We start from the raw sequence: 20,568 nt of genomic DNA, 5'->3' as shown, positions 1-20,568 counted from the left end.
ATGATGGATCTCGTCAAGCACCCATCGGATGCCGAATGCTGAACATCGAGGAGCTTCCTGTGGCCCCCACCGTCCAAGGCCTGGTTCCGATCCTGGCCACGCCCTTCCATCCCGACGGCAGTCTGGATCTGCCGAGCCTGCGCCGGCTGACCGGGTTCCAGCTGGCCAGCGGGGTGGACGGCGTCGCCGTGCTCGGCATGGCCAGCGAGGCCTTCGCCCTGACCGCGACCGAGCGCCGGCTCGTCACGAACGCGGTCGCCGAGGTGGTGGCCGGACAGGTCCCGCTGGTGGTCGGCGTCGCCGCCACCTCGACGGTGACGGCGGTGGAACAGGCCCGGGAGGCGGCCGCGGGAGGAGCCGACGCGGTGATGGTGCTGCCGCCGTTCATGGTGCCGCCGAGTCCTGCCCAGCTGCCGTCGTTCTACGCCGCCGTCGCCGCGGTCGGACCCGAGGTGATGGTGCAGGACGCCCCCGGCGCGACCGGGGTGGCCATGTCGCCGCAGCAGATCGCCGAGCTCGCCACCATCGACCGAGTCACCTCGGTGAAGGTCGAGGCGCCACCGACGGCTCCGAAGGTCGCCGCTGTGGTGGACCGCATCGACGAGCCCGGCTTCGTCGTACTCGGTGGGCAGAACGCCCAGTTCCTGCTCGACGAGCTCGCGGCCGGGGCGATCGGCACGATGCCCGCCTGCGAGATCCCCGACCTGCTTGCGCCGGTGTTCACCGACTGGCGAGCCGGCCGGTACGACGATGCCCGGGCGAGGTTCGACCTGCTGCTGCCGCTGCTGGTGTACGGGCTGCAGTCCGGGATCGCCTGGGCCGTGCACAAGGAGGTCCTGGTCCGCCGCGGCCTGATCGACCACGCGGCCGTCCGCGTTCCGGCCCGTGAGCTGGACACCAGGGCCAGGGCCGGACTGGCTGCGATACTCGACCGGCTGGACCTTCCTGCCGGCACCATTCCGCTGACCGGGATCCGCTGATGCCAACCATCACTGACGTACAGGTTTTTCCGCTGGTCCTGGCCGGACCGGACCGGACGTACACGACCAAGCCGCCCTGGCCGAGCATCTACGCCTCCGGGCGGGAGACTCTGCTGGTCAAGCTGACCGCGGACGACGGCTCGGTCGGCTGGGGTGAAGCCCTGGCACCGGTGGCGCCGGAGGTCCCCGGCAAGATCATCGAGCTACTGCTGAAGCCCGCGCTGCTGGGAGCCGACCCGACCCGGGTCCGGCCGCTGGTCACCGCTCTGCGTGCACTGATGCGCGAGCGGGGTCACCTCGGCGGGCATCAGGGTGACGCCGTCGCCGCGATCGACGTGGCGTTGTGGGACCTGGCCGGCCGGATCGCGGGGGTGCCGGTGCACCAGTTGCTCGGCGGAGCCCAGCGGGACGTCGTACCGACGTACGTGTCCGGGTTGCCGGGGAAGAAGGACAGCGAGCGGGTCGCCATCGCACGGGAGTGGGTCGACCAGGGCGTCCGGCAGGTCAAGCTCGGCCTGGGGCACGGAGTACGGGCCGACCTTGCGACGGTCGAGGCCCTTCGCAACGTGCACGACGACCTGCTGGTTGCCGTCGACATCCATGGCGTGTACGACGTCGCCCAGGCGGTACGGCTCGGCCGGGGCCTCGACAGCATGGGCGGCTGGTTCCTGGAAGCGCCGGTGGGGTTCGAAGATGTCGCAGGTCATGCGGAAGTGGCTCGGCGGATCGATACCCCGGTGGCGATCGGGGAGAGCCTGCGGCATCGGCAGGAGTTCAAGCCGTGGCTGCTGGAAGGCGCCGCCTCGATCCTCCAGCCCGACGCCGGCCGGACCGGGATCACCGAACTGGTGGATCTCGCGGCCGTAGCGGAGACCTGGTTCACCCCGTTGGCGCCGCACCACTCGGCCGGGCTCGGGATCATCATGGCCGCGAGCATCCACGCGTCGGCGGCGGTCGGGAACCTGCTCGCCTACGAGTTCCACCCGATGCTGTTCGGCCCGGTCAACGAGGTCCTGGTGACGCCGTTGGAGCCAGGCATGCTCGGCTTCGCCGTACCGACCGGGCCGGGGCTCGGGGTCGAGGTCAACGAGGATGCCGTGCGCGCGGCGTGCATCCGGTGACGCGGCGCGCCCTGGTGATCGGGGCCACGACGCCCATCGGTCAGGCGATCGTGGCCGCGCTGGCCGCGGACGACTGCCGGGTCGCGGGGGCGTCGCTGGAGGACGACAAGGTCGACGGGCTGGACCTGCGGCTGACCGCCGACTGCTCCGACCCCGACGGAGCGGCCCAGGTGGTCTCGCATGTGGTGGCCGACTTCGGCGGGCTCGACGTACTCGTGACCGCGGCCGGCCGGATGCCGCTAGAACCCGCCCATCGGACCACGGATTCGCAGTGGTTCGACGCGCTGTCGAACACGCTCGACACCTTCTTCTTCCCGGTCCGCTCGGCCCTTCCGCATCTCTTCGAGAGCGACGCGGCCGCGGTGGTCGCGGTGTCCTCGGTGAACACCCTGGTCGCCGCTCCCTGGGCCGCGGCCTACACCGCGGCCAAGGGCGGGATCGACGCGCTCGTCCGGCAACTCGCGGTCGAGTATGGCGGCCGCGGGGTCCGGGTGAACGCAGTAGCGCCCGGCATGGTCGGCGGCGAGAAACTCCCGGACGCGGCGGTCGGCTACCCGATCGGCCGGACCATCCTGGCGCGGGAGGTTGCCGACGCTGTTGCGTTCCTGGCCGGTCCGAAAGCTTCCGGGATCACCGGCGTGGTGCTACCGGTGGACGGCGGCTTGTCGGTCATGTCGCCGGCTGCTGCCGGGCGCGCTGACCTCCAAGCCAGGCTGCGCGATGCCTGAGATCGACCTCACTGGTCGGCTCGCACCGATCTACCGACTTCTCGACTGGCCGCTCCGCCTGGCGGTGATCACGCTGCTCTGGCTGCTCGGTGTTGCCGCCGGCTTGGTCGTCGCCGGGTTGGCGCCGGCGACCCTTGCTGCGCACCGGTTGACGGTGGCCTATCTGGACGAGCCCGAGGTCAGGCCGTGGTCCTGCTTCTGGTCGGCCTGGCGGGTGTGGCTCGGCCGTGGGCAACTGGTCCTCGGCCTACCGCTGGCCACCGTGTGGGTGCTGGCGTTCTACCTCGCCGCCGCCAGGCAGACGGTCTGGGCTGTCCCCTTGTCGGTGGTGTTCCTGGGCTACCTGGTCACGCTGTGGATCTTGCCGGCTGCTGTGGTGTCAGCCTGGGATCGCCCGGTGAAGGAGCTCTGGCTGGTCACGTTGCACCTCGGCTGGCGGCGCCCGGCTCTACCACTCGCCGCGACCGTAGTACTGGTCGCGCTTGCTGTTGGTGCTTGGTACGTCGTACCCGTGGTTCTCGTGTTCGGCCCGGCCGCGGCGGCGCTGGCTGCGGTACTGGTGGTGCGGCGGGTCAGCTCACCGCGGCCGACGCGTGGTACCCCAGGCCCGACGAGATCTGGTCCGCCTGCTCGATGACCTGCCTGGCCAGGGCTTCTTCGCGGGTGGCCAGGTCCATCGCGGTCAGCGGCCCGGACACCGACAGCGCGGCGACGATCGCACCTGTCCGGTCGCGGATCGGCGCGGCCAGGCAGGCCCGGCCGAAGGCGAGCTCCTCGAGCTCCAGCGAGTAGCCGCGCTCACGGATTTGGGCGAGCATCCGCTCCAGCTCGTCGGGGTCCGTGACGGTGTGCGGCGTGTAGCGCGCGAGGTTGTCGCCGACCAGTTCCTGCCACTCCGACCGCGGCAGCTCGCTGATCAGTGCCTTGCCGATCGCGGTGGCGTGCAGCGGTCCGGTCCGACCGACCAGCGTGGACGACCGCCCGGCCGCGCGGCCCTCGAAGTGGCACAGGTAGAACATCTCGGCACCGCGGCGCTCGGCCACGTTGGCGCCGAGGTTCAGGTCCGCGGCCAGGTTCTGCGCGACCTGGCGGGACTGCTGGTGGACGGGCATCTCGTTCAGCCCGATGCCGGCCAGGGTGATCACCCGTGGGCCGATCCCGTACAGGCCGCTGCGCTGGTCGTACGCGAGGAAGCCGAGGGCCACCAGAGCCCCGACCAGCCGGGAGACGGTGGACTGCCCCAGGCCGGTCGCCTCCACCAGTTCGGAGACACGCCGCTGCGGATGGGCCTCGGTGAACTCGGACAGCAGCGACAGAGCCCGCTCGACACTCTGCGTCCCGGGCCCGGCCTCACGGCCGATCGCACGCGCCACGACTTCACCTCTCCCTGAAATATGGTTTCCGTATCCGCATCGTAGATGGCGAAGGACTCGCATTCCACCGAACCACGCCTGCGAGGGCTTGGTTGTTCGGCAACCGCAAGGCTGCGGTCGGGTGATCGAGGGGTGGTCGTGCGGTCAGGCTGGCAGACTGTGGCGGTGGTGGCCCTGCGCGAACGGTGGAACGAGCTGATCCCGGGCTCGGCGACGTTGGCGGACGATCTGGTCGCCAGGTACGTCGGGCGGAACCGTCGCGCCTACCGCGACCAGTACCTCGACACCGTGCTCACCACGCTCGAGTCGCTCATCCAGCTCAGCACCGACCCGACGTCGGTCCGGCTGGCCGCGTGGTTCCACCGGGCGGTGCACGAGCCCGGTGGCGGGCCGGCCGAAGACGCCGAATCGTCCGCGCGGCTGGTCGAGCAGACCCTGCCCTCCTACGGGATCGACCCGATCCGCATCGCCGAGGTGGCCCGGCTCGTCCGGTTGACCGGTGAGCTCGCGGCTCCCCCGCCCGACTCCTACGCTCCACCCCGGCGCGACGCGAACGGCGACGTCCTGCTCGACGCGGTCAACTCCACCCTGGCCACGACCCCGGCACGCTACGCGGCCCACACGTCTGAAGTACGGCGGGACGCGGGCGACCGGACCACCGCGGTGGAACGCCGGTACGACGAAGTACGCCAACTGCTCGAGGGGCATCTCTACCGAACGCAACTGGCTCGGCAGCGGCTTGGCCCGGCTGCTCGGGCCAACCTGGAGACAGAGCTCGCCGGACTCGACAGGGAACTCCCAGCACCTTGGCGCGGGTGGCAGCAGGCCGCACTGGCGGCCACTGCGACGTTCAGCGCGATCGCGGCCGCCGTCGTCTCTATAGCTGCAGCAGGTGCGTCGTGGCAGATTCCGACGGTCGAGCCTGAGTCCGGCTGGCCGACAGTCCTCCTGGCGGTGTTCGCGTTCTTCAGCACGCCGGTGCTGTTCCGCTGTGCCCGCAGCGACACCCAGCGGGCGAGGCTGATCTCCGGCGCCGTGGTCGCCATCGCAGTGACAGGGCTCCTCGTCGCCTGGGCGCAGGTGCCTGTGACCAACCCGGCGCTGGGCGTCGGGCTGCGGGTGCCACTGGTGATCTCCGCGCTCCTCTTGCTTCTAGTGGCCGGCACGTCGGCTCTGGTGGCGTCACTCCTGCGCACGAGGGTCGCCCGGTTCATGCCGTCGCGAAACCTCGGGCAGCAGTTGGCCTGGCTCGCCGTACCGGGAGTGATCGCGCTGATCCTCCTGCAGATCGTGCAGCCGCTGGCGCGGAGCTACGTGCTCAGCTCGAACGAGCGAGTGGAAGGCTTCCACCGCCCGGCCGGGAGTTCGCCCGGCTCGGTGCTGGACGGCAACGCCGCCTGGGTGAGCCGCGCCTTGACCGGTGCGGGCGCCGAGGAGGCGATCGGGACGAAGTACGGCATCGCCATCCCGCGCCAGGCCGGTGTGGTGGAGATGCTCGACGCGGCGACCGGCGAGCTCCGCTGGCGCTACAGCCGGTCCGACTCGGACGAGAAGCCGAACATCGTCGCCACCGCCAACGGCCGGTTCATCGTCGCCGAGTTCAACGACATCGGCTATCTGCTGCTCGACGCGGACACCGGCGAGCGCAAGGCGGCTTGGCCGGGCCGGACCCGCGACCACACCATCCAGCAGGCCGATCCGCTGCTCACCGGCGAGGAGGTTGCCCGCGGCTCCGACAAGCTGCGCGGCGTCGACCCGGACGGCAACGACCGGTGGACGTTCGAGCCCGGCCGCTGCACCGACATCGGCGCCGTGGCCACCGCGGACACCGTGGTCGCCTTCCTCGGGCACAGCTGCGGTGACGAGCCGGACGAGATGACCGGGCTGGACCTGATGACCGGCAAGGAGCTGTGGACCAGGGCCCCCAGCGACATGTACCGGCGGCCCGTCGTCGTGGGCGGGCTGGTCGTCGTGGCCGAGCCCGGCGGCGACTCCGACGTACCGGCCGCGCTGCTGGCGATCGAGCCGCGCACGGGCGAGACGAAGTGGCGCTGGCCGGTACCGCGGAACTGGGCCTGCCGCACATTGCTCAACGCGGCGGGGAAGCTCCTGGTCGTGGTGGACTGCCCCGGTCCGAATACCCGGGAGAACCGTCAGACGATCGTCACGGCGATCGACTCCGACACGGGTCAGACCGTCTGGCAGACGACGGCGGCGGTCAGCCCGCGCGCCCGGGTCGCCGTCACCGCCGACGCCCGGGTGGTCTCGCTCGCCCGTGGTTCCGACGGCTGCTGGGCGAACGTGATCGGCGCGACCGGCTTCCGCCAGGTCCGGCTCCCGACCGGAATCTCCTGCAGCCGCGACGCCGTCGCCGTCGGCAACCTCGTCCTCACCTCCGGCGACACCAGCGTCATAGCCCTCCGCTGAACCTCGGCGGGTTGAACCTCAGCGGGCGGCTTGCAGCTGGGACTCGGCGGAGGCCAGGAGTTCGACGATCCGGGTGCCGAAGGCGACGTCGACCGGGTGGGACTCGCCGGACTCGGCGGCCTCGATCAGTTCCCGCGCCGCCAGCTGCAACGAGTCGACCGCGGGGGTCACCCACGGCGGCAGCAGCGCAGTACCGGTCTCTCCCCAGATGCCGGTCTCGAAGTTGGTCCCGGCCGGCGGCGCGAACAGCGACAGGCTCGCTGTGCTGGTCGCACCCGACTCATGGGTGATCACCAGGTGCACCAGGTCCCCCTCGCCACCCACCGCGCGGAGTTCCGCGATCGGCCCCAGCATCGCGCTCAGATTGGACAGCGCGTGCGGCCCGATGTCCCACAGCGCACCGCGCGGCTCCCGACGCCACACGGACTCCTTGAACGGGTTGTCCGGAGCATCGAGCGAGGCGAGCATCCGGGACCAGCCGCCCTTCCACCCACCCTGCGCCTGCACCTTCTCGAAGAAGGTCCGGCTCTCCGGCGCGAACCGGGCGGTGAAGAAGACCACCGAGGCGATCCCCTCGTCGTCCGCCTCGTCCGCCAGCGCGCGGGCGTCGTCGTACGAGTCGGCGACCGGCTTGTCCAGCAGCAGATGCTTGCCCACGGCAGCGGCCTCGAGCGCCATCGACGCCTGGACCTTGGGCGGGACCGCGAAAGCGACCGCATCGACAGTCTCGAGTAACTCCGCGTAGTCGCTGAACCCCGTCACGCCAAGGTCTGTCGCCAACGCCTCCGTCCGGCCCGGATCCCGCCCCCAGACACCGACGAACTCGACGCCGGCCGCGGCCCGCAGACCGGGTCCGTGGGTGTCCCGGGCCCAAGGACCGGTGCCAACCAGACCGAACCGCATGGCGTTCTCCATTCTGCTGCGGGCCCACCCACCGCACCGGTCAGGTGACGAGCCGATATCGCTTTGGCCACGACCCTAGCCGGGAGCCCCGGATCGGTCGGTCCGGGCCGGTTCAGGGTGCGAGACTCACGATCATGGATCTGCGCGACCAGTGGGATCGCCTGCTGCCGGACGCGCAGCCGCTGGGCGATGATCTGCTGGCCCGTTACGCAGAGCAACATCGCCATTATCACGACCAGCGGCACCTGACCGAGATGCTCGAGACCATCGACGAGCTCGCGGATCTGGCCGACGACGCCGACACGGTCCGGCTGGCCGCCTGGTTCCACGACGCGATCTACGACCCGCGGGCCGACCCCGGCGAGAACGAGGAGGTCTCGGCCCAGCTGGCCGAGCTCGAACTGTCCGCCTACGGGGTCGCGGCCGCCAAGGTCACGGAGATCGGCCGGCTGATCCGGCTGACCGCCAAGCACGACTGCGAGCCGGACGACGCGAACGGCGCGGTGCTGTGCGACGCCGACCTGCGCATCCTCAGCCTGTCCGCCGGCCGGTACGACGAGTACGCCGCCGACATCCGCGAGGAGTACGGGCACATCGGCGACCGGGACTTCGCCCGCGGCCGGATGACCTTCCTCCAGAGCCTGGCCGAGACCAGCCTGTACGCGACCAGCCGGGGTCAGGAGCAGTGGGAGCAGGCGGCCCGCGAAAACGTCCGGCGGGAGCTGAAGCTCTGGGGCCCTGAGGCGGCCCGGCCGATCGCCGGGCTCATCCCGATGATCTACCTAGGTGCCGCGCTCGGTGTGGTGGTCGCTGCCTCCGTACTGCTCGGCCGTGGCCTCGGCGCCGCGCCACGCTGGCCAGCCACCCCCGACGAGGTGAACGGCTTCCCGGTGTGGGCTCCGATCGCCGGTACCGCCGTGGCAGCCGCGCTGACCTGTGCTTGGTTCCGACGGGCCCAGCCCCGGTTGGTGACCATCCCTGCTCTGGTGTTCGCCGCGATCGGCGCAGTCGCGATCGGGCTCTGCTGGTGGCGCTGGCCCGCGGCTCAACCGGGTGCCGCGATGAGCGAGCGCTGGCCGTACCTCATGCTCGCCTCTGTCGCGATCCTGCTCGCCGGAGCGCTCCTGGCCCTCGCCCGGCGCCTGCGGCTGGCCCCGCCGTACGCGCTGGCTCCACCACGCGCGCTGAGTCTCGGCGTCACCTTGGTCTGCGCCTCACTGCTCGCCTGGATCGTGGTCTCTGCTGGTGAGCCCTTCGTCCAGGCCCGGCTCGAGACCGCCAACACGGTCAGCACCACCGCCACCATGCCGCCCGGCGTGCTGCCGGTGCAGCTCGACGGAGAGCTCGCCTGGAGCCGGGAGGTCCCCGCGACCGGTGCGATCGCCGGTACCGCGGGCGGCGTGGCCGAGCTCCGGTCCGACGGCGTGGTGATGTCCGACGCGACCACCGGGCAGATCCGTTGGCGCTACGCCCGGGCCGACGTCGACGACGCCGCCTCCAGTGGCTCACGCGGTCTCCTGGTCTCCGCCGATGGACGCACCCTCGCCGCGCACCTCCCCTACAACGCCAACCATGCGCCGAGCGGGATCGACCTCCCGACGTACGCCGTACTCGACGCAGAGAGCGGGCGCGTGCTCACCGAGGTCCACACCGACGGCACGGCTCTCGCGGTGGACGCGAACCAGTTGCTCGTCGCCGAGGGTCGGTACGTCGTGGCGCACGGCGTGAGCAATCCCACCCACTGGCGGACCCAGCTGAAATGCAGCGTCACGCAGGGCGTGCTCCTGGCCGACCAGGCCGTCGTGGTGGACGCCTGCGGCGGCAACAGCGCCGTAGTACGCGGCCTGGATCTCGCCGACGGCGATCAGCGCTGGGAGGTCGACCTGGGCATCCGGTTCGAGCTCAGCGCCGAGCTCGACCCCGCCACCTGGATCGGCGAGCTTGTGGCCGTACCGGAAACCCGTGAGGTCTCGGGGCTGGTGTGGACCGGAGCTGCCGGCGGGACCCTCCACCAGTGGTCAGTCGATGTCGGCGAAGGCCGCATCCTCTGGACCACCCCAGTCCCTGGTACTCCGAGGCCGCGGCTGGGGCGGTCGTCCTGCGACGCGCAGCTCGCGGCGACGCACGCCTCCCTGGTCCTCGTGACCTGCCGGACGCGCACCGAGCCCGGCGAGCCCCAGACGTACGACGTGTCGGCAGTAAGCCCGGCAGACGGCACCCCGCAGTGGCACCACCTGCTGCAAGTGCCGCCGAAGCTGCAGCAGCCCACGTTCCCGCGGGACGGGTTCGGCCTGCTCCCGGACGGCCGCGTGGTCACCCTGATGCCGCAGCCCGACGGCAGCTGCTCACCGGTCATGGTCGGCACCACCGGCGTCCAGCCCCGGCCGATAGTCGCCGGCCCGACCGCAACCTCCGTAGCGGACACCAAGAAGGTCACCTGCGACAAGCCGGCCGTCACCGTCGCCAGCGGCCGCCCCATCTTCAGCGACGGCACCCGCCTCTTCGCCCTCAACTGAGTAGTTGCTCCGCCGCACCGGGCTGAGTCCGGTTAGGCTCCGCGAATGGAGCTGACTGCGGGCGCGGTTGTGGCGGCGTTGCGGGAGAAGGCGCGGCCTGGCGAGGTGGTGCAGAAGCACTACCACGGCGATGGCGACGTGCTCGGCGTACCGATGAAGGCGACCTTCGACACCTCCAAGGCGTTCACCGACCTGCCACTCACCGAGGTGGACCGGCTGCTCGACGAGTCGTCGTACGAGGCTCGACTGGCGGCCTTCTGCGTGCTCGACTTCCGCGCCCGCCGGGCCAAGCTGCCGGACGACGAACGACGCGCGGGGTACGAGCTGTACCTGCGCCGGCACGACGCCATCGACAGCTGGGACATGGTCGACCGCGCGGCTCCACACGTCGTCGGGCGCTACCTGCTCAAGCGATCCAGGGATCCCCTCTTCGAGCTGGCCCGGACCACCGACCCGCTGCGCCGCCGTACGGCCATCACAGCACCCCTGTACTTCGCCCGCTTCGGCACGGCCGCCGACCTGTCCGACCTGTTCGCGTTGGCCGGACTACTCCTCGACGACAGCGATCCGGTGGTGTCCAAACCGGTCGGGATCGCGCTGAAGTACGCCGGGGTGATGGACGAGGCGGCTCTCACCACCTTCCTCGACCACCACGCCGGCACCATGCAGCGACCGGCCCTTCGGTACGCCGTCGAGAAGCTCGATCCCGCCACCCGCAAGGCCTATCTCGGCTGACCGCCCGGCGGGAATTCCGTTGCCGGTGGCAGCGTTGGCATTTACCGTGACCATCATGTTCCGCGTGGATTCTGTTGCGTACCTGTCAGGCCTCAGCCTGACGGGCGCTGCCGCGTGGACGTCAGTCGATTCAGCTTCACACACCGGCGCGCGAAGCCGACCCTCCTCCTGCTGAAGCAGGACCCGCGGAGGAGGGTGGCTCGAGAACCGGCCCCCTCCCACCGCTGAAGACAGCTGTGCGGAAGGTGGGCCACCGGGTCCTGGCTCTTCGAATCTTCTGACCAGCAAGGGAAAACACACCATGGCCAAGAGCCAGTTCGTGCGGACCAAGCCGCACCTCAACATCGGCACGATGGGTCACGTCGACCACGGCAAGACCACCCTCACCGCCGCCATCACCAAGGTGCTCGCCGAGCGCTACCCGACCCTCAACTCGTTCGTCGCCTTCGACGGCATCGACCGGGCGCCGGAGGAGGTCGCGCGGGGGATCACCATCAACATCTCGCACGTCGAGTACGAGACCGCCAACCGGCACTACGCGCACGTCGACATGCCCGGGCACGCCGACTACGTGAAGAACATGATCACCGGCGCCGCCCAGGTGGACGCCGCGATCCTGGTCGTCTCGGCGCAGGACGGCGCCATGCCGCAGACGCGGGAGCACGTGCTGCTCGCGCGCCGGGTGGGCGTGCCGTACCTGGTGGTCGCGCTGAACAAGGCGGACACCGCTGAGGACCCCGAGCTGCTCGACCTGGTCGAGCTGGAGGTCCGGGAGCTGCTGTCGGAGTACGGGTTCCCCGGCGACGAGGTACCGGTGGTCCGGGTCTCCGGGCTGCGGGCGCTCGAGGGCGACCCCGAGTGGATCGCCTCGATCGGCGAACTGCTCGACGCCGTCGACTCCTATGTGCCGGACCCGCCGCGTGAGCTGGGCGAGCCGTTCCTGATGCCGATCGAGAACGTGCTCACCATCAGCGGGCGTGGCACCGTCGTGACCGGTGCGGTGGAGCGCGGCTCGCTCCGCCTCGGCGACACCGTCGAGGTGGTCGGCCTCGGTCCGACCGTCACCAGTACGGCGATCGGGATGGAGACGTTCGGCAAGTCGCTGGAGTCCGCGGAGGCGGGTGACAACGCGGCCGTGCTGCTGCGCGGCGTCAAGCGCGACGAGGTCCGTCGCGGCCAGGTGGTGGCGTTGCCGGGCAGCGTCCAGCCGCACCGGAGGTTCCGGGCGCAGCTGCACGCGCTGTCGACCGCCGAGGGTGGCCGGCACACGCCGTTCGCCGCGGACTACCGGCCGCAGTTCTACTTCCGGACCACGGACGTGTCGGGCGGCATCGACCTCGGCGAGATCGAGCTGGTGATGCCGGGTGACACGACCGAGCTGGGCGTGGAGCTGGCCAAGCCGGTCGCGATGGACGTCGGCCTCGGCTTCGCCGTCCGCGAGGGCGGCCACACGGTCGCCGCCGGCACGGTGACCGAACTGCTCGACTGAAGTGAACGAGGCGCCCCGGGCATCAGCCCGGGGCGCCTTGTTTTGCTGAGGTTCAGGGCCGGACCTGCCCGCTGCCCTTGCGGTGACGGAGGCCGGAGACGAGTAGGCGGCGGACCAGGACGCGACTGGAGACCGGTACGGCGCCGGCCGCGACCAGCTCGTCGTACTTGTCGGACGGCACGTCGTAGTGGTCCCGGTCGAAACCCCGCGCCGGGATGCCTGCCTTGCGGGCGAATTCATGCAGTTCGTCGAGGGAATCGTCGCTGACCAGGTGCGACCAGACCCTGTTCCAGGCCGGCCAGGCCGGTGGGTCGATCAGGATCACCCGGGGTGCTCCTTCACGTCCTTCTCCTCCTGCCGTTCGTCCTGGGCGTCGAGCAGGTTGCGCCAGGCCCGGACGAAGCGGGAGTTCACGTAGGCCTTGGTCCACGACCCGTCCTGCCGCACGGACGACCCGACATGGAACCGCCGTACTCCGCTGCCGTACAGCCAGGGCACGTGCTCCGGCTTGAGCGAGCCGCCGGCCATCATCACCTTGGCGACCTGCGGGTCGTCCTTGGCCAGCTTGCAGAGGTCGTCCAGCCCGTAGCGGACGCCCAGACTCGAGCCAGCGGTGAGCACGCAGTCCAGCCCCGGCAGACTCCGCAGCGCGCGCCAGGCCTTGCGCTGTTCGAGCACGGCGTCGACCGCCCGGTGGAACGTCCAGGGCGTGCCCGCGAAGGTGCTCGCCAGCGCCGCGACCGACTCCACGTCCACCTCGTTGTCCGGGGTCAGGAACCCGAAGACGAACCCGTCCGCCCCGGCCGAGAGGTACGACTGCGCCGTCGCGGTCAGCCGGTTCAGCTCGGCGCCGTTGGTGGTGAAGGAGTTGGTGAGCCGGAGCATCACCCGCAGCGGGAGGTCCGTGACCCGGCGTACCGCGCTGACCGTCGACACCGACGGACACAGGCCGCCGGCCTCCATCGAGGCGCACAACTCCAGGCGGTCCGCCCCACCCTCCTGAGCCGCCTCCGCGTCCGCCGGATGCAGCGCGATGACCTCCAGCAACGAACCCATGCCCGCCATCATCCTTCATCTGGTTCATCCGGGCCCGGCAAAACTCTTCGGCAAACCCTGTTGCACTCCCCCAGGGTCTTCTGTATCGTTTTTCTAGAACGATTTAGAAGAACGATTCAGAAGACTGTGTGGAGAGAGGTGTCGAGGATGTCGCCGGGAGTCACCATCAAGACCGTCGCCCAGGCCGTCGGGGTGTCGCCGTCGACCGTCTCGAACGCCTACAACAAGCCGGACCAGCTGTCCGCCGCGATGCGCGAGCGGATCCTGGCCAAGGCCAAGGAGCTCGGGTACGCCGGGCCCGACGCCTCGGCCCGGGCGCTGCGCAGCGGCAAGGTCGGCGCGGTCGGCGTGCTGTTCACCGACAAGCTCGCCTACGCGTTCTCCGACCCGTACGCGGTCGGCTTCCTGGCCGGGCTGGCCGAGGTCGCCGAGGAGTTCACCACCAGCCTGCTGCTGATGCCGCTCAGCTCGACCGACATCCAGGGCGGTGCGAACGCGGTCCAGCAGGCCGCGATCGACGCGGCCGCGATCTTCTGCGTCGCCGGCGGCCACCCGGCCCTCGACACGCTGAAGAATCGGGGCATCCCGATGGTCTCGACCGACCGGGGCGACCACCCGGACCTGTCCTGGGTCGCGATCGACGAGCTCGAGGCGGCCGCGAAGCTCGGCAAGCACCTGGCCCGGCTGGGTCACCGCGACCTGGTGGTGCTGGTCGACAACACCGAGGCGGCCGGCTCGCAGCCGGTCGAACTCACCCTCGACGAGGTCGGCTACACCGACTGCGAACTCCGGATCCGGGGCCTGCAGAAGGAGATGCCGGACGCCCGGATCAGGCTGGTCTCGGGCGGCCACAACGCCTTCAGCTCCGGACTGACCGCGGCCGAGTGGGTGCTCGACTCGCAGGACCGGCCGACCGCGATCGTCGGGCTGAGCGACGTACTGGCGCTCGGCGCGATGGAGGCGATGAAGACCCGCGGCCTGGTCCCCGGCAAGGACCTGACCGTGGCGGGCTTCGACGACGTGCCGGCCGCCGAGAGCGCCGGGCTCAGCACCGTCCGCCAGCCGATCCGGGACAAGGGCCGCGCCGTCGGCCGGGTGCTGCTCGACCCGGCGACGACCGAGCGGCAGATCACGATGCCGACCGAGCTGATCGTTCGCTCCAGCAGCGGTCCGGCACCCCGCAACTGAAACCAGGAACACCCCAAGTCAGCCACGGCCGTCCGGCCGCCGGCTCTGATCACCACGCCCTTCGGAAGGGAGCACGACCATGACTTACTTCATCGCCGGCAACACCGCAGTGGAAAACGCCCGGTCCCTCGCGCAGTCGGCCCTGCCGAACGCGCCGCAGGAGCCGTACGAGGAGCCGCGCCCGCCGCGGACCCAGTCCCTCCGCGCCCGCCTCAGCACCGCCCTCCGCGCCACCGCGGAGCGCGAGCTGAAGCTGGCCGAGCGCCTGGACCCGGCGCCCACCTGCAGCGCCGGCTGACCCCGGCGAGAACCACTGTCGAAACCAGACCTCTCCCGAGGCGACAGGACCCCGAGCCGGGCGGCTTGGGGTTTTGTCGGTTCCGTCTGGCACTCTGAAGGGCGATGAACGAGCCCGGCGTGTTACTGACGGCCCGCGCGATGGTCCTCCACGACCTGGCCGCGCGGGGATTCGATGACGCCATCATGGTGTCCCTGCTCGAGGACGCGGTCGCCGGCCGGCAGTGGTGGCTCGACCAGTGGCCCGACGGCGCCGAGCACATCGCCGGCCTGGTCGCGCAAGACGTCCAGGACCGCCTGGTCGACTCCGGCGTCCGCTGGCCGCGTTGCACCGCCTGCGACGACCTCAACGACCACGAGCTCCGGATCGAGCCCGAGCTCGGGCCCGACCCCCACTGGGTCTGCGAACGCGCCGGCATCGCCGTCTCTCCCCTGGGCCGCCTCACCTGACCCCAGGGGTGACTCAGGGGAATACCCTGTCGCGCTACATGTAGACAAGCTACTAGTGTGGCCGTCCATGAAGTCCTTGCTGGTTCTTCGGGTGGTCGCGGTGGGGCACGCCGTCGCCGTCTGCCTGCAACCCGTGCTCGCGGGTGTCTACCTGAACGGCTCCAGCGGCGCGATGCGGCTGCACGAGCCGATCGGACTCGGCGTCGCCTTCCTCTGCCTCGCCCAGTTGCTGATAGCAACGATCTACTGGCGCTCCGGCGGCCGCGGGTTCGCGGTCATCGCTACCCTGGCGCTCCTGCTCGCAGAGGGACTCCAGATCGGAATGGGCTACAGCCGTCAACTGGTCCTGCACATCCCGCTCGGCATCGCGATCGTGGCGATCGCCTGCGCCTTCGCCGTCTGGACGTGCCGCCCAGGCGCAACGGTCCGGCGTACGGAGAAGCAGGCGGTGGCGGCATGACCACCGAACTGGAAGAGCAAGTCGAGCAGAAGCCGGTACGCCGGCCGCGGGCGTCGCTGTGGTTCCTCCGGATGGTGCTGGTGCTCCACGCCGGACTGGTGGTCGCGCAGCCCATCCTGGCCGGGTACTTCCTCTCCGGCGAGGTAGATGCGATGGCCTGGCACGGCCCGATCGGGTCGTCGCTGTGGATGATGTCGATGCTGCAGTTCGTGGCCGCGGTGCTCTACTGGCGCCCCAGCGGCGGCCGCCTCTGGCCCGCGCTGCTCACCTTCGTGCTGTTCTTCGCCGAGTTCGTCCAGTTGACCTACGGCTATCTGCAGAACTTCGCCGTCCACGTTCCGCTCGGGACGGCCATCGTCATCACGGTCGTCGCGATGGCGATCTGGTCCTTCCGCCCCAGCGCCCGCCGCGGCCGCAAGGAGGTAGCGCGATGAGCATGTCCCGCCGCACGTTCCTGGCCGTCGCCGGAGGCACCGGACTCGCCGGCACCCTCACCAACTGCGGCCTGGACACCTCCCCCGGCCAGACGGCCGAACTGCTCCGCAGCGGGGCCCCGCTGCCGGAAGCCTTCAAGGTGCCGCTCCCTATCCCCCCAGTGAAGAAGCCGATCCGCACGGCGGCCGGAGTCGACTACTACCGAGTGGTCCAGCGGCAGGCCGACCTGGAGATCCTCCCGGGCCTCAAGACGCCAGTACTCGGGTACGACGGACTCCTGCCCGGCCCCACGTTCGACGTACGTAGCGGGCGAACCACAGTCATCGAGCAGGTCAACCAACTCGCCGTACCGACGGTGGTTCACCTGCACGGCGGCCACACCCCGGCCAGTAGTGACGGGTGGCCCCTGGACCTGCTGATGCCGAACGGCGAACACCACGAGCACGCAGGCCACCACAACATGCCCGGTGGCGACGTGAAGACCGGCAGCCGGACGTACACATATCCGAACACCCAGCGAGCCGCCACCCTCTGGTACCACGACCACCGGATGGACTACACGGCTCCGCAGGTCTACCGCGGCCTCTTCGGGCTGCACCTGATCCGCGACGCGGAAGAGGACGCCCTGCAGCTGCCTGGTGGTGATCGCGAGATCCCGTTGGTGATCGCGGATCGCGCCTTCGCCGCCGACGGGTCCTTCCTCTACCCCGCCCTCAAGGACGGCCCGGGCGTCGAACCGGAGTACATGGAGGGCGTCATCGGTGACGTGATCCTGGTGAACGGCGCGCCGTGGCCGGTGCTCGAGGTGGACACCGCGCTGTACCGCTTCCGCATCCTGAACGCGTCGAACGCCCGCCGCTATGAACTTGCCCTGAGCAACGGACCGGCGACGTTCGTCCAGATCGGCAGCGACGGTGGACTGCTCGGCGCCCCGATCGAGCACCAGACCCTCGTGATCGCCCCGGCCGAGCGCTTCGACGTGGTGCTCGACTTCTCGCAGTACCAGCCGGGGACGGAACTCACGCTGCTCAACAAGCTCGACGGCGGTCGCGCCGGGCAGGTGATGCGGTTCAAGGTCACCCGGAAGGTTACCGACGACAGCTTTGTGCCGGAGAAGCTGTCGAGCTACGCGCCGCTGCCCGAACCGGGCGGTCTGGTCCACCGGACGTGGCGATTCCGCCGCGGCGACGCGAACGGCCACGAGGGCTGGACCATCAACGGCAAACCCTTCGACCCCGAGGTGATGCAGGCTCAGGTGAAGCTCGATCAGTACGAGGTGTGGTCCTTCGCCACCGACGTGCACCACCCGGTGCACGTCCACCTCGCACCCTTCCAGGTACTGCGCCGCGGCGGTTCCAAGCCCGGCCCGTACGACGCGGGCTGGAAGGACACCGTCGACGTCCGCCCTGCCGAGGTCGTCGACGTGCTGATCAAATTCTCAAGCCACAAAGGGAAATACCTGATCCACTGCCACAACCTGGAGCACGAGGACATGGCCATGATGGCCGGCTTCGAAACAATCTGATCTCCAGCCCCGGGTCCGCAGTACAGGCGGCTCAGTGGTCGCCTTGTTCGGCGGCCTGGGTGGCCTGGGCGCGGAGGGCGGCGCGGTCGATGCCGGCCAGGTCGAGAGCGCGGGGGACGCGGCCGAGGTTGGCGTCGAGGACACCCACGAGCATGTTCGAGGCGCCGATCCGGCCGCCTCCGGTCGCGGCCGCGTTGTCCATCGCGCGTTTGAGCAGCAGCTTGGTGGACTCGCCGATGGCAGGAGTCCGCTCCTCGTCAGGTGTTGCCGTGGGCAACTCCGCGACCGTGACGGCGATCCCGGCGGTCGCCAGGCTCTGCTCCCACTCACGATCGAGCGCGGCGCGGATCGCGTCCCTGGTCAATCCGGCACCGTGCAGCATCCGCGCGGCCGCACTCCCCGGCAAGGTGGCGAGGGCGAGCAGCACGTGCTCGGCCTCGATCATGGACGAGCTGTCCAGCCTCGCCTCGGCGCGAGCACCGCGGACCAGCACCGACCGGACGTCCTTGGTCTTCGTCGACATCAACGCCTCCTCAGGGCGACGCCCGCGGCGATCAGCCGCTTGGCGTGTTTCTTGTGCACGGCCTGCCGGGTGACCCCCAGCACCTCGGCCACCTCGGACCAGCTCCAGCCGGCCCGCATCGCCTGTTCCACCTGACTGTCCTCGAGCCGGTCCGCCAGCCGCCGCAGCGCGACGACCGCGGCCAGCCCCGCGCCGGGATCGGTTGGATCCGTCAATTTCTCCAAAGAAGCAACTTAGGTTGACAACAGGCAACTGTCAACCAAGGTTGCTAAAACCCGCCTCTTGACCTCCCCGAGAAGGTCTGTTTATAGTCAACGCATCAGTTGATCAACGGAACGGTTGATAAAGATGTCGATTGACGAGGCAGCACTGGACCGGGCCTTCATGGCGCTCGGTGACCCGGTTCGCCGGGCACTGATCGCCCGGCTGTCCCGGGGCGAGGCGACCGTGAACGAGCTCGCCGAGCCGTTCGCGATCACCAAGCAGGCCGTGTCCCGGCACATCCAGGTGCTCGAGGCCGCCGGCCTGATCACGCGCAGCCGTGACGGCCAGCGCCGTCCCTGTCATCTCAACCCGACCGCCCTGGAAGAACTGACGAGCTGGATCGACGAGTACCGGCTCGCCTCCGAGCGCCGGTTCCGCCGGATCGACGCCGTCCTCCAAACCGTGAAGGAGCAGGAATCATGAGCACTCACCCGACCACCATCAACGCCCCCGAGGGCACCCCGTTCATCGAGGTCGTCCGCGAGTTCGACGCCACCCCGGCCCAGCTGTTCAAGGTCTCCACCGACCCGGCGCTGGTCGCCCAGTGGCTCGGCCCGCGCGACCTGGAGATGGACGTGATCGAGTACGACGTCCGCCCGGGCGGCCGGTATCGCTACATCCACCGGGCGAACGGGCGCGAGGATGCCTTCCGCGGCGTCTTCCACACGGTCGAGCAGGACGCGCGGATCATCCAGACCTTCGAGTGGGAGGGCGCGCCGGGCGAGGTCTGCCTGGAGTCGGCCCGCTACGAGAAGACCGACACCGGGGTCAAGCTGCACACGCAGTCGGTGTTCCCGTCCGTCGAGTCCCGCGACGCGGCGGTCCAAGCCGGGATGGAGTACGGCATCCGCGACTCGATGGACCGACTGGCCGAACTGCTCAGCGGTGACAAGTCATGAGCGCCGCCAAGAGCCCGGTGGTCGTCGACATCACGATGTCGCTGGACGGCTACGTGACCGCTCCGGGTGCGGATCTCGCACACGGACTCGGTGTCGACGGCCTGGTGCTGCACACCTGGGTGATGGAGGGCAACGACGCGGACCGCGCGGTACTGGAGGAGTCGTACGCCCAGACCGGCGCCGTGATCCAGGGCCGCAGGTTGTTCGACTTCATCGACGGCCCGAACGGCTGGAACGAGGAGATGGGCTACGGAGCCAAGCCCCATGGGGAGACCGTCCCGCCGATCTTCGTGGTCACCCACCAGGCGCCCGCGAAGACCCGGCTCGGCGATCGGTTCCACTTCGTCACGGACGGCCTGGCGAGCGCAGTACAGCAGGCGCAGGAAGTTGCTGATGGCAAGGATGTGGTGGTGATGGGCGGCGGCGCGATCTGCGGGTCCGTCCTCGCCGAGGGCCTCGCCGACACCCTGCGCCTGCACGTCGCACCGATCGTGCTCGGTGGCGGTACCCCACTGTTCCGGGACGAGGCACCGAGAGTCGGCCTGGAACTGGTCGACGCCATCTCCACTCCCGCCGCGCAACATCTCACCTACAAGGTGGTGAAGGACTCGTGAGCAAGGTCATCGCATCGGCCGCGGTCTCCCTCGACGGCTTCATCGCCGACACCGACGACGCCGTCGGTCCGTTGTTCGACTTCTACAACAACGGTCCGGTCGAGGTGTACGGCACCGACAAGGGCCGGCCCTTCAAGGTCAGCGAGGCGACCGCCGGCTACATCAACTCGGTGTGGCCGACGGTCGGCGCGACCGTGATCGGACGCCACCTGTTCGACCTGACCAACGGCTGGCACGGTGTCCCCGCGGTCGGCGAGCATGTCTTCGTCGTCACCCACGAAGCGCCGGCCGACTGGCCCTTCCCCGACGCCCCCTTCACCTTCGTGAACGGCGTCGAGGATGCGATCAACCAGGCGAAGGACTTCGCCGGCGACCGGGCGGTCTCCCTCACCGCCGGCAATCTCACCGGCCAGGCGTTGGCCGCCGGCCTGGTCGACGAGGTCGTCCTCAACCTGGTCCCGGTCGTCTTCGGCACCGGCATCCCCTTCTTCGGTACCTACGCGGGCGCGCAGGTGCTCCTGGACGACCCCTCTGTCATCCAGGGCACCCGCGTGACCCACCTCCACTACCGAGTCCGGTAGTCCT

At 70.0% G+C, this 20,568-nt stretch carries 24 protein-coding genes; 18 read left to right on the top strand and 6 right to left on the bottom strand.

Going from position 1 to position 20,568, the window contains the following annotated elements:
* Window positions 1-59: 59 nt before the first annotated feature.
* The 4 genes from EV644_RS23170 to EV644_RS23155 are packed head-to-tail and all read left to right on the top strand — an operon-like array spanning window position 60 to window position 3,466.
* On the top strand, window positions 60-980 hold the full coding sequence (locus EV644_RS23170) for a dihydrodipicolinate synthase family protein (RefSeq protein WP_132190787.1): 921 nt from the start codon (window positions 60-62) through the stop codon (window positions 978-980).
* Window positions 980-2,101 carry a mandelate racemase/muconate lactonizing enzyme family protein gene (locus tag EV644_RS23165; RefSeq protein WP_132190786.1) on the top strand — a complete coding sequence of 374 codons (1,122 nt, stop codon included), beginning with the start codon at window positions 980-982 and terminating at the stop codon, window positions 2,099-2,101. Before EV644_RS23170 ends, EV644_RS23165 begins: the two co-directional genes overlap by 1 nt.
* A complete protein-coding gene (locus tag EV644_RS23160) occupies window positions 2,089-2,829 on the top strand; it encodes an SDR family NAD(P)-dependent oxidoreductase (RefSeq protein ID WP_132190785.1) in 741 nt (246 codons plus the stop codon). Before EV644_RS23165 ends, EV644_RS23160 begins: the two co-directional genes overlap by 13 nt.
* Window positions 2,822-3,466: a DUF624 domain-containing protein gene (locus tag EV644_RS23155; RefSeq protein ID WP_132190784.1), complete on the top strand. Its 645-nt coding sequence runs from the start codon at window positions 2,822-2,824 to the stop codon at window positions 3,464-3,466. The genes EV644_RS23160 and EV644_RS23155 overlap by 8 nt, the downstream gene beginning before the upstream one ends.
* Here the strand turns inward: EV644_RS23155 and EV644_RS23150 are convergent.
* A complete protein-coding gene (locus EV644_RS23150) occupies window positions 3,402-4,202 on the bottom strand; it encodes an IclR family transcriptional regulator (protein ID WP_199239953.1) in 801 nt (266 codons plus the stop codon). The two genes, EV644_RS23155 and EV644_RS23150, sit on opposite strands and share 65 nt — an antisense overlap.
* Window positions 4,203-4,367: 165 nt before the next feature.
* Here EV644_RS23150 and EV644_RS23145 point away from each other — a divergent pair, with 165 nt between their 5' ends.
* A complete protein-coding gene (locus EV644_RS23145; protein ID WP_241998652.1) occupies window positions 4,368-6,629 on the top strand; it encodes an outer membrane protein assembly factor BamB family protein in 2,262 nt (753 codons plus the stop codon).
* Between the two features lie 18 nt (window positions 6,630-6,647).
* Here the strand turns inward: EV644_RS23145 and EV644_RS23140 are convergent, their stop codons facing one another.
* The gene (locus EV644_RS23140) at window positions 6,648-7,532 is read right to left on the bottom strand and encodes a Gfo/Idh/MocA family protein (protein WP_132190781.1); all 885 of its coding nucleotides are present in this window, start codon (window positions 7,530-7,532) and stop codon (window positions 6,648-6,650) included.
* A 134-nt stretch (window positions 7,533-7,666) separates the two neighbouring features.
* Here EV644_RS23140 and EV644_RS23135 point away from each other — a divergent pair, with 134 nt between their 5' ends.
* The 3 genes from EV644_RS23135 (at window position 7,667) to tuf (ending at window position 12,272) form a co-directional block, all read left to right on the top strand.
* Window positions 7,667-10,048, top strand: coding sequence for an outer membrane protein assembly factor BamB family protein (locus EV644_RS23135; RefSeq protein WP_132190780.1), 2,382 nt, complete (start codon window positions 7,667-7,669; stop codon window positions 10,046-10,048).
* A 45-nt stretch (window positions 10,049-10,093) separates the two neighbouring features.
* A complete protein-coding gene (locus tag EV644_RS23130; RefSeq protein ID WP_132190779.1) occupies window positions 10,094-10,783 on the top strand; it encodes a DNA alkylation repair protein in 690 nt (229 codons plus the stop codon).
* A gap of 301 nt (window positions 10,784-11,084) precedes the next feature.
* Window positions 11,085-12,272 (top strand): elongation factor Tu, encoded by a 1,188-nt coding sequence (gene tuf, locus EV644_RS23125; RefSeq protein ID WP_132190778.1) that lies wholly within the window; start codon window positions 11,085-11,087, stop codon window positions 12,270-12,272.
* Window positions 12,273-12,324: 52 nt separating this feature from the next.
* On the opposite strand, the gene EV644_RS23120 is transcribed toward tuf, so the two are convergent.
* Both EV644_RS23120 and EV644_RS23115 read right to left on the bottom strand, forming a co-directional pair.
* Window positions 12,325-12,597 carry a DUF4031 domain-containing protein gene (locus EV644_RS23120; RefSeq protein ID WP_132190777.1) on the bottom strand — a complete coding sequence of 91 codons (273 nt, stop codon included), beginning with the start codon at window positions 12,595-12,597 and terminating at the stop codon, window positions 12,325-12,327.
* Window positions 12,594-13,328 (bottom strand): copper homeostasis protein CutC, encoded by a 735-nt coding sequence (locus EV644_RS23115; protein ID WP_132190776.1) that lies wholly within the window; start codon window positions 13,326-13,328, stop codon window positions 12,594-12,596. The genes EV644_RS23120 and EV644_RS23115 overlap by 4 nt, the downstream gene beginning before the upstream one ends.
* A 147-nt stretch (window positions 13,329-13,475) precedes the next feature.
* Here EV644_RS23115 and EV644_RS23110 point away from each other — a divergent pair, with 147 nt between their 5' ends.
* The 6 genes from EV644_RS23110 to EV644_RS23085 all read left to right on the top strand — a co-directional run bounded on the left by EV644_RS23110 (window position 13,476) and on the right by EV644_RS23085 (window position 17,683).
* Window positions 13,476-14,516 (top strand): LacI family DNA-binding transcriptional regulator, encoded by a 1,041-nt coding sequence (locus tag EV644_RS23110; protein ID WP_132190775.1) that lies wholly within the window; start codon window positions 13,476-13,478, stop codon window positions 14,514-14,516.
* A gap of 79 nt (window positions 14,517-14,595) precedes the next feature.
* The gene (locus EV644_RS23105; protein WP_132190774.1) at window positions 14,596-14,814 is read left to right on the top strand and encodes a hypothetical protein; all 219 of its coding nucleotides are present in this window, start codon (window positions 14,596-14,598) and stop codon (window positions 14,812-14,814) included.
* A 104-nt stretch (window positions 14,815-14,918) separates the two neighbouring features.
* Window positions 14,919-15,263: a DUF8819 family protein gene (locus tag EV644_RS23100; RefSeq protein ID WP_132190773.1), complete on the top strand. Its 345-nt coding sequence runs from the start codon at window positions 14,919-14,921 to the stop codon at window positions 15,261-15,263.
* 67 nt (window positions 15,264-15,330) lie between these two features.
* Window positions 15,331-15,723, top strand: a complete 393-nt coding sequence (locus tag EV644_RS23095; RefSeq protein ID WP_132190772.1) for a hypothetical protein — start codon at window positions 15,331-15,333, stop codon at window positions 15,721-15,723.
* Window positions 15,720-16,157 (top strand): hypothetical protein, encoded by a 438-nt coding sequence (locus tag EV644_RS23090; protein WP_132190771.1) that lies wholly within the window; start codon window positions 15,720-15,722, stop codon window positions 16,155-16,157. Before EV644_RS23095 ends, EV644_RS23090 begins: the two co-directional genes overlap by 4 nt.
* Window positions 16,154-17,683, top strand: a complete 1,530-nt coding sequence (locus tag EV644_RS23085; protein WP_132190770.1) for a multicopper oxidase family protein — start codon at window positions 16,154-16,156, stop codon at window positions 17,681-17,683. The genes EV644_RS23090 and EV644_RS23085 overlap by 4 nt, the downstream gene beginning before the upstream one ends.
* Before the next feature lie 31 nt (window positions 17,684-17,714).
* Here the strand turns inward: EV644_RS23085 and EV644_RS23080 are convergent, their stop codons facing one another.
* Both EV644_RS23080 and EV644_RS23075 read right to left on the bottom strand, forming a co-directional pair.
* Window positions 17,715-18,206 carry a Clp protease N-terminal domain-containing protein gene (locus tag EV644_RS23080; protein ID WP_132190769.1) on the bottom strand — a complete coding sequence of 164 codons (492 nt, stop codon included), beginning with the start codon at window positions 18,204-18,206 and terminating at the stop codon, window positions 17,715-17,717.
* Window positions 18,206-18,421: a hypothetical protein gene (locus EV644_RS23075; RefSeq protein ID WP_241998651.1), complete on the bottom strand. Its 216-nt coding sequence runs from the start codon at window positions 18,419-18,421 to the stop codon at window positions 18,206-18,208. Before EV644_RS23075 ends, EV644_RS23080 begins: the two co-directional genes overlap by 1 nt.
* A gap of 133 nt (window positions 18,422-18,554) precedes the next feature.
* Between EV644_RS23075 and EV644_RS23070 the strand changes: the two genes are divergently transcribed.
* Genes EV644_RS23070 through EV644_RS23055 form a run of 4 tightly spaced genes read left to right on the top strand, consistent with a single transcriptional unit; the run spans window position 18,555 to window position 20,564 of the window.
* Window positions 18,555-18,893 (top strand): ArsR/SmtB family transcription factor, encoded by a 339-nt coding sequence (locus EV644_RS23070; RefSeq protein ID WP_199239952.1) that lies wholly within the window; start codon window positions 18,555-18,557, stop codon window positions 18,891-18,893.
* Window positions 18,890-19,369 (top strand): SRPBCC family protein, encoded by a 480-nt coding sequence (locus EV644_RS23065; RefSeq protein WP_132190767.1) that lies wholly within the window; start codon window positions 18,890-18,892, stop codon window positions 19,367-19,369. Before EV644_RS23070 ends, EV644_RS23065 begins: the two co-directional genes overlap by 4 nt.
* A complete protein-coding gene (locus tag EV644_RS23060) occupies window positions 19,366-19,983 on the top strand; it encodes a dihydrofolate reductase family protein (protein WP_132190766.1) in 618 nt (205 codons plus the stop codon). Before EV644_RS23065 ends, EV644_RS23060 begins: the two co-directional genes overlap by 4 nt.
* Entirely contained in the window at window positions 19,980-20,564 is a 585-nt protein-coding gene (locus tag EV644_RS23055) for a dihydrofolate reductase family protein (protein ID WP_132190765.1), read from the top strand. Before EV644_RS23060 ends, EV644_RS23055 begins: the two co-directional genes overlap by 4 nt.
* Window positions 20,565-20,568: the final 4 nt, after the last annotated feature.

Source organism: Kribbella orskensis, from assembly GCF_004342085.1.
Classification (GTDB): Bacteria; Actinomycetota; Actinomycetes; order Propionibacteriales; family Kribbellaceae; genus Kribbella; species Kribbella orskensis.
Note: the sequence above shows the minus strand (reverse complement) of the source record. Positions and strands in the feature narration are given on the sequence as shown.

Coding starts and splice junctions, on each gene's coding strand:
- EV644_RS23060 (WP_132190766.1), top strand. CDS start 19,366: ATGAGCGCCGCCAAGAGCCCGGTGGTCGTCGACATCACGATGTCGCTG.
- EV644_RS23090 (WP_132190771.1), top strand. CDS start 15,720: ATGACCACCGAACTGGAAGAGCAAGTCGAGCAGAAGCCGGTACGCCGG.
- EV644_RS23065 (WP_132190767.1), top strand. CDS start 18,890: ATGAGCACTCACCCGACCACCATCAACGCCCCCGAGGGCACCCCGTTC.
- EV644_RS23110 (WP_132190775.1), top strand. CDS start 13,476: ATGTCGCCGGGAGTCACCATCAAGACCGTCGCCCAGGCCGTCGGGGTG.
- EV644_RS23130 (WP_132190779.1), top strand. CDS start 10,094: ATGGAGCTGACTGCGGGCGCGGTTGTGGCGGCGTTGCGGGAGAAGGCG.
- EV644_RS23115 (WP_132190776.1), bottom strand. CDS start 13,328: ATGGGTTCGTTGCTGGAGGTCATCGCGCTGCATCCGGCGGACGCGGAG.
- EV644_RS23095 (WP_132190772.1), top strand. CDS start 15,331: ATGAAGTCCTTGCTGGTTCTTCGGGTGGTCGCGGTGGGGCACGCCGTC.
- EV644_RS23135 (WP_132190780.1), top strand. CDS start 7,667: ATGGATCTGCGCGACCAGTGGGATCGCCTGCTGCCGGACGCGCAGCCG.
- EV644_RS23105 (WP_132190774.1), top strand. CDS start 14,596: ATGACTTACTTCATCGCCGGCAACACCGCAGTGGAAAACGCCCGGTCC.
- EV644_RS23080 (WP_132190769.1), bottom strand. CDS start 18,206: ATGTCGACGAAGACCAAGGACGTCCGGTCGGTGCTGGTCCGCGGTGCT.
- tuf (WP_132190778.1), top strand. CDS start 11,085: ATGGCCAAGAGCCAGTTCGTGCGGACCAAGCCGCACCTCAACATCGGC.
- EV644_RS23155 (WP_132190784.1), top strand. CDS start 2,822: ATGCCTGAGATCGACCTCACTGGTCGGCTCGCACCGATCTACCGACTT.
- EV644_RS23100 (WP_132190773.1), top strand. CDS start 14,919: ATGAACGAGCCCGGCGTGTTACTGACGGCCCGCGCGATGGTCCTCCAC.
- EV644_RS23070 (WP_199239952.1), top strand. CDS start 18,555: ATGTCGATTGACGAGGCAGCACTGGACCGGGCCTTCATGGCGCTCGGT.
- EV644_RS23165 (WP_132190786.1), top strand. CDS start 980: ATGCCAACCATCACTGACGTACAGGTTTTTCCGCTGGTCCTGGCCGGA.
- EV644_RS23085 (WP_132190770.1), top strand. CDS start 16,154: ATGAGCATGTCCCGCCGCACGTTCCTGGCCGTCGCCGGAGGCACCGGA.
- EV644_RS23140 (WP_132190781.1), bottom strand. CDS start 7,532: ATGCGGTTCGGTCTGGTTGGCACCGGTCCTTGGGCCCGGGACACCCAC.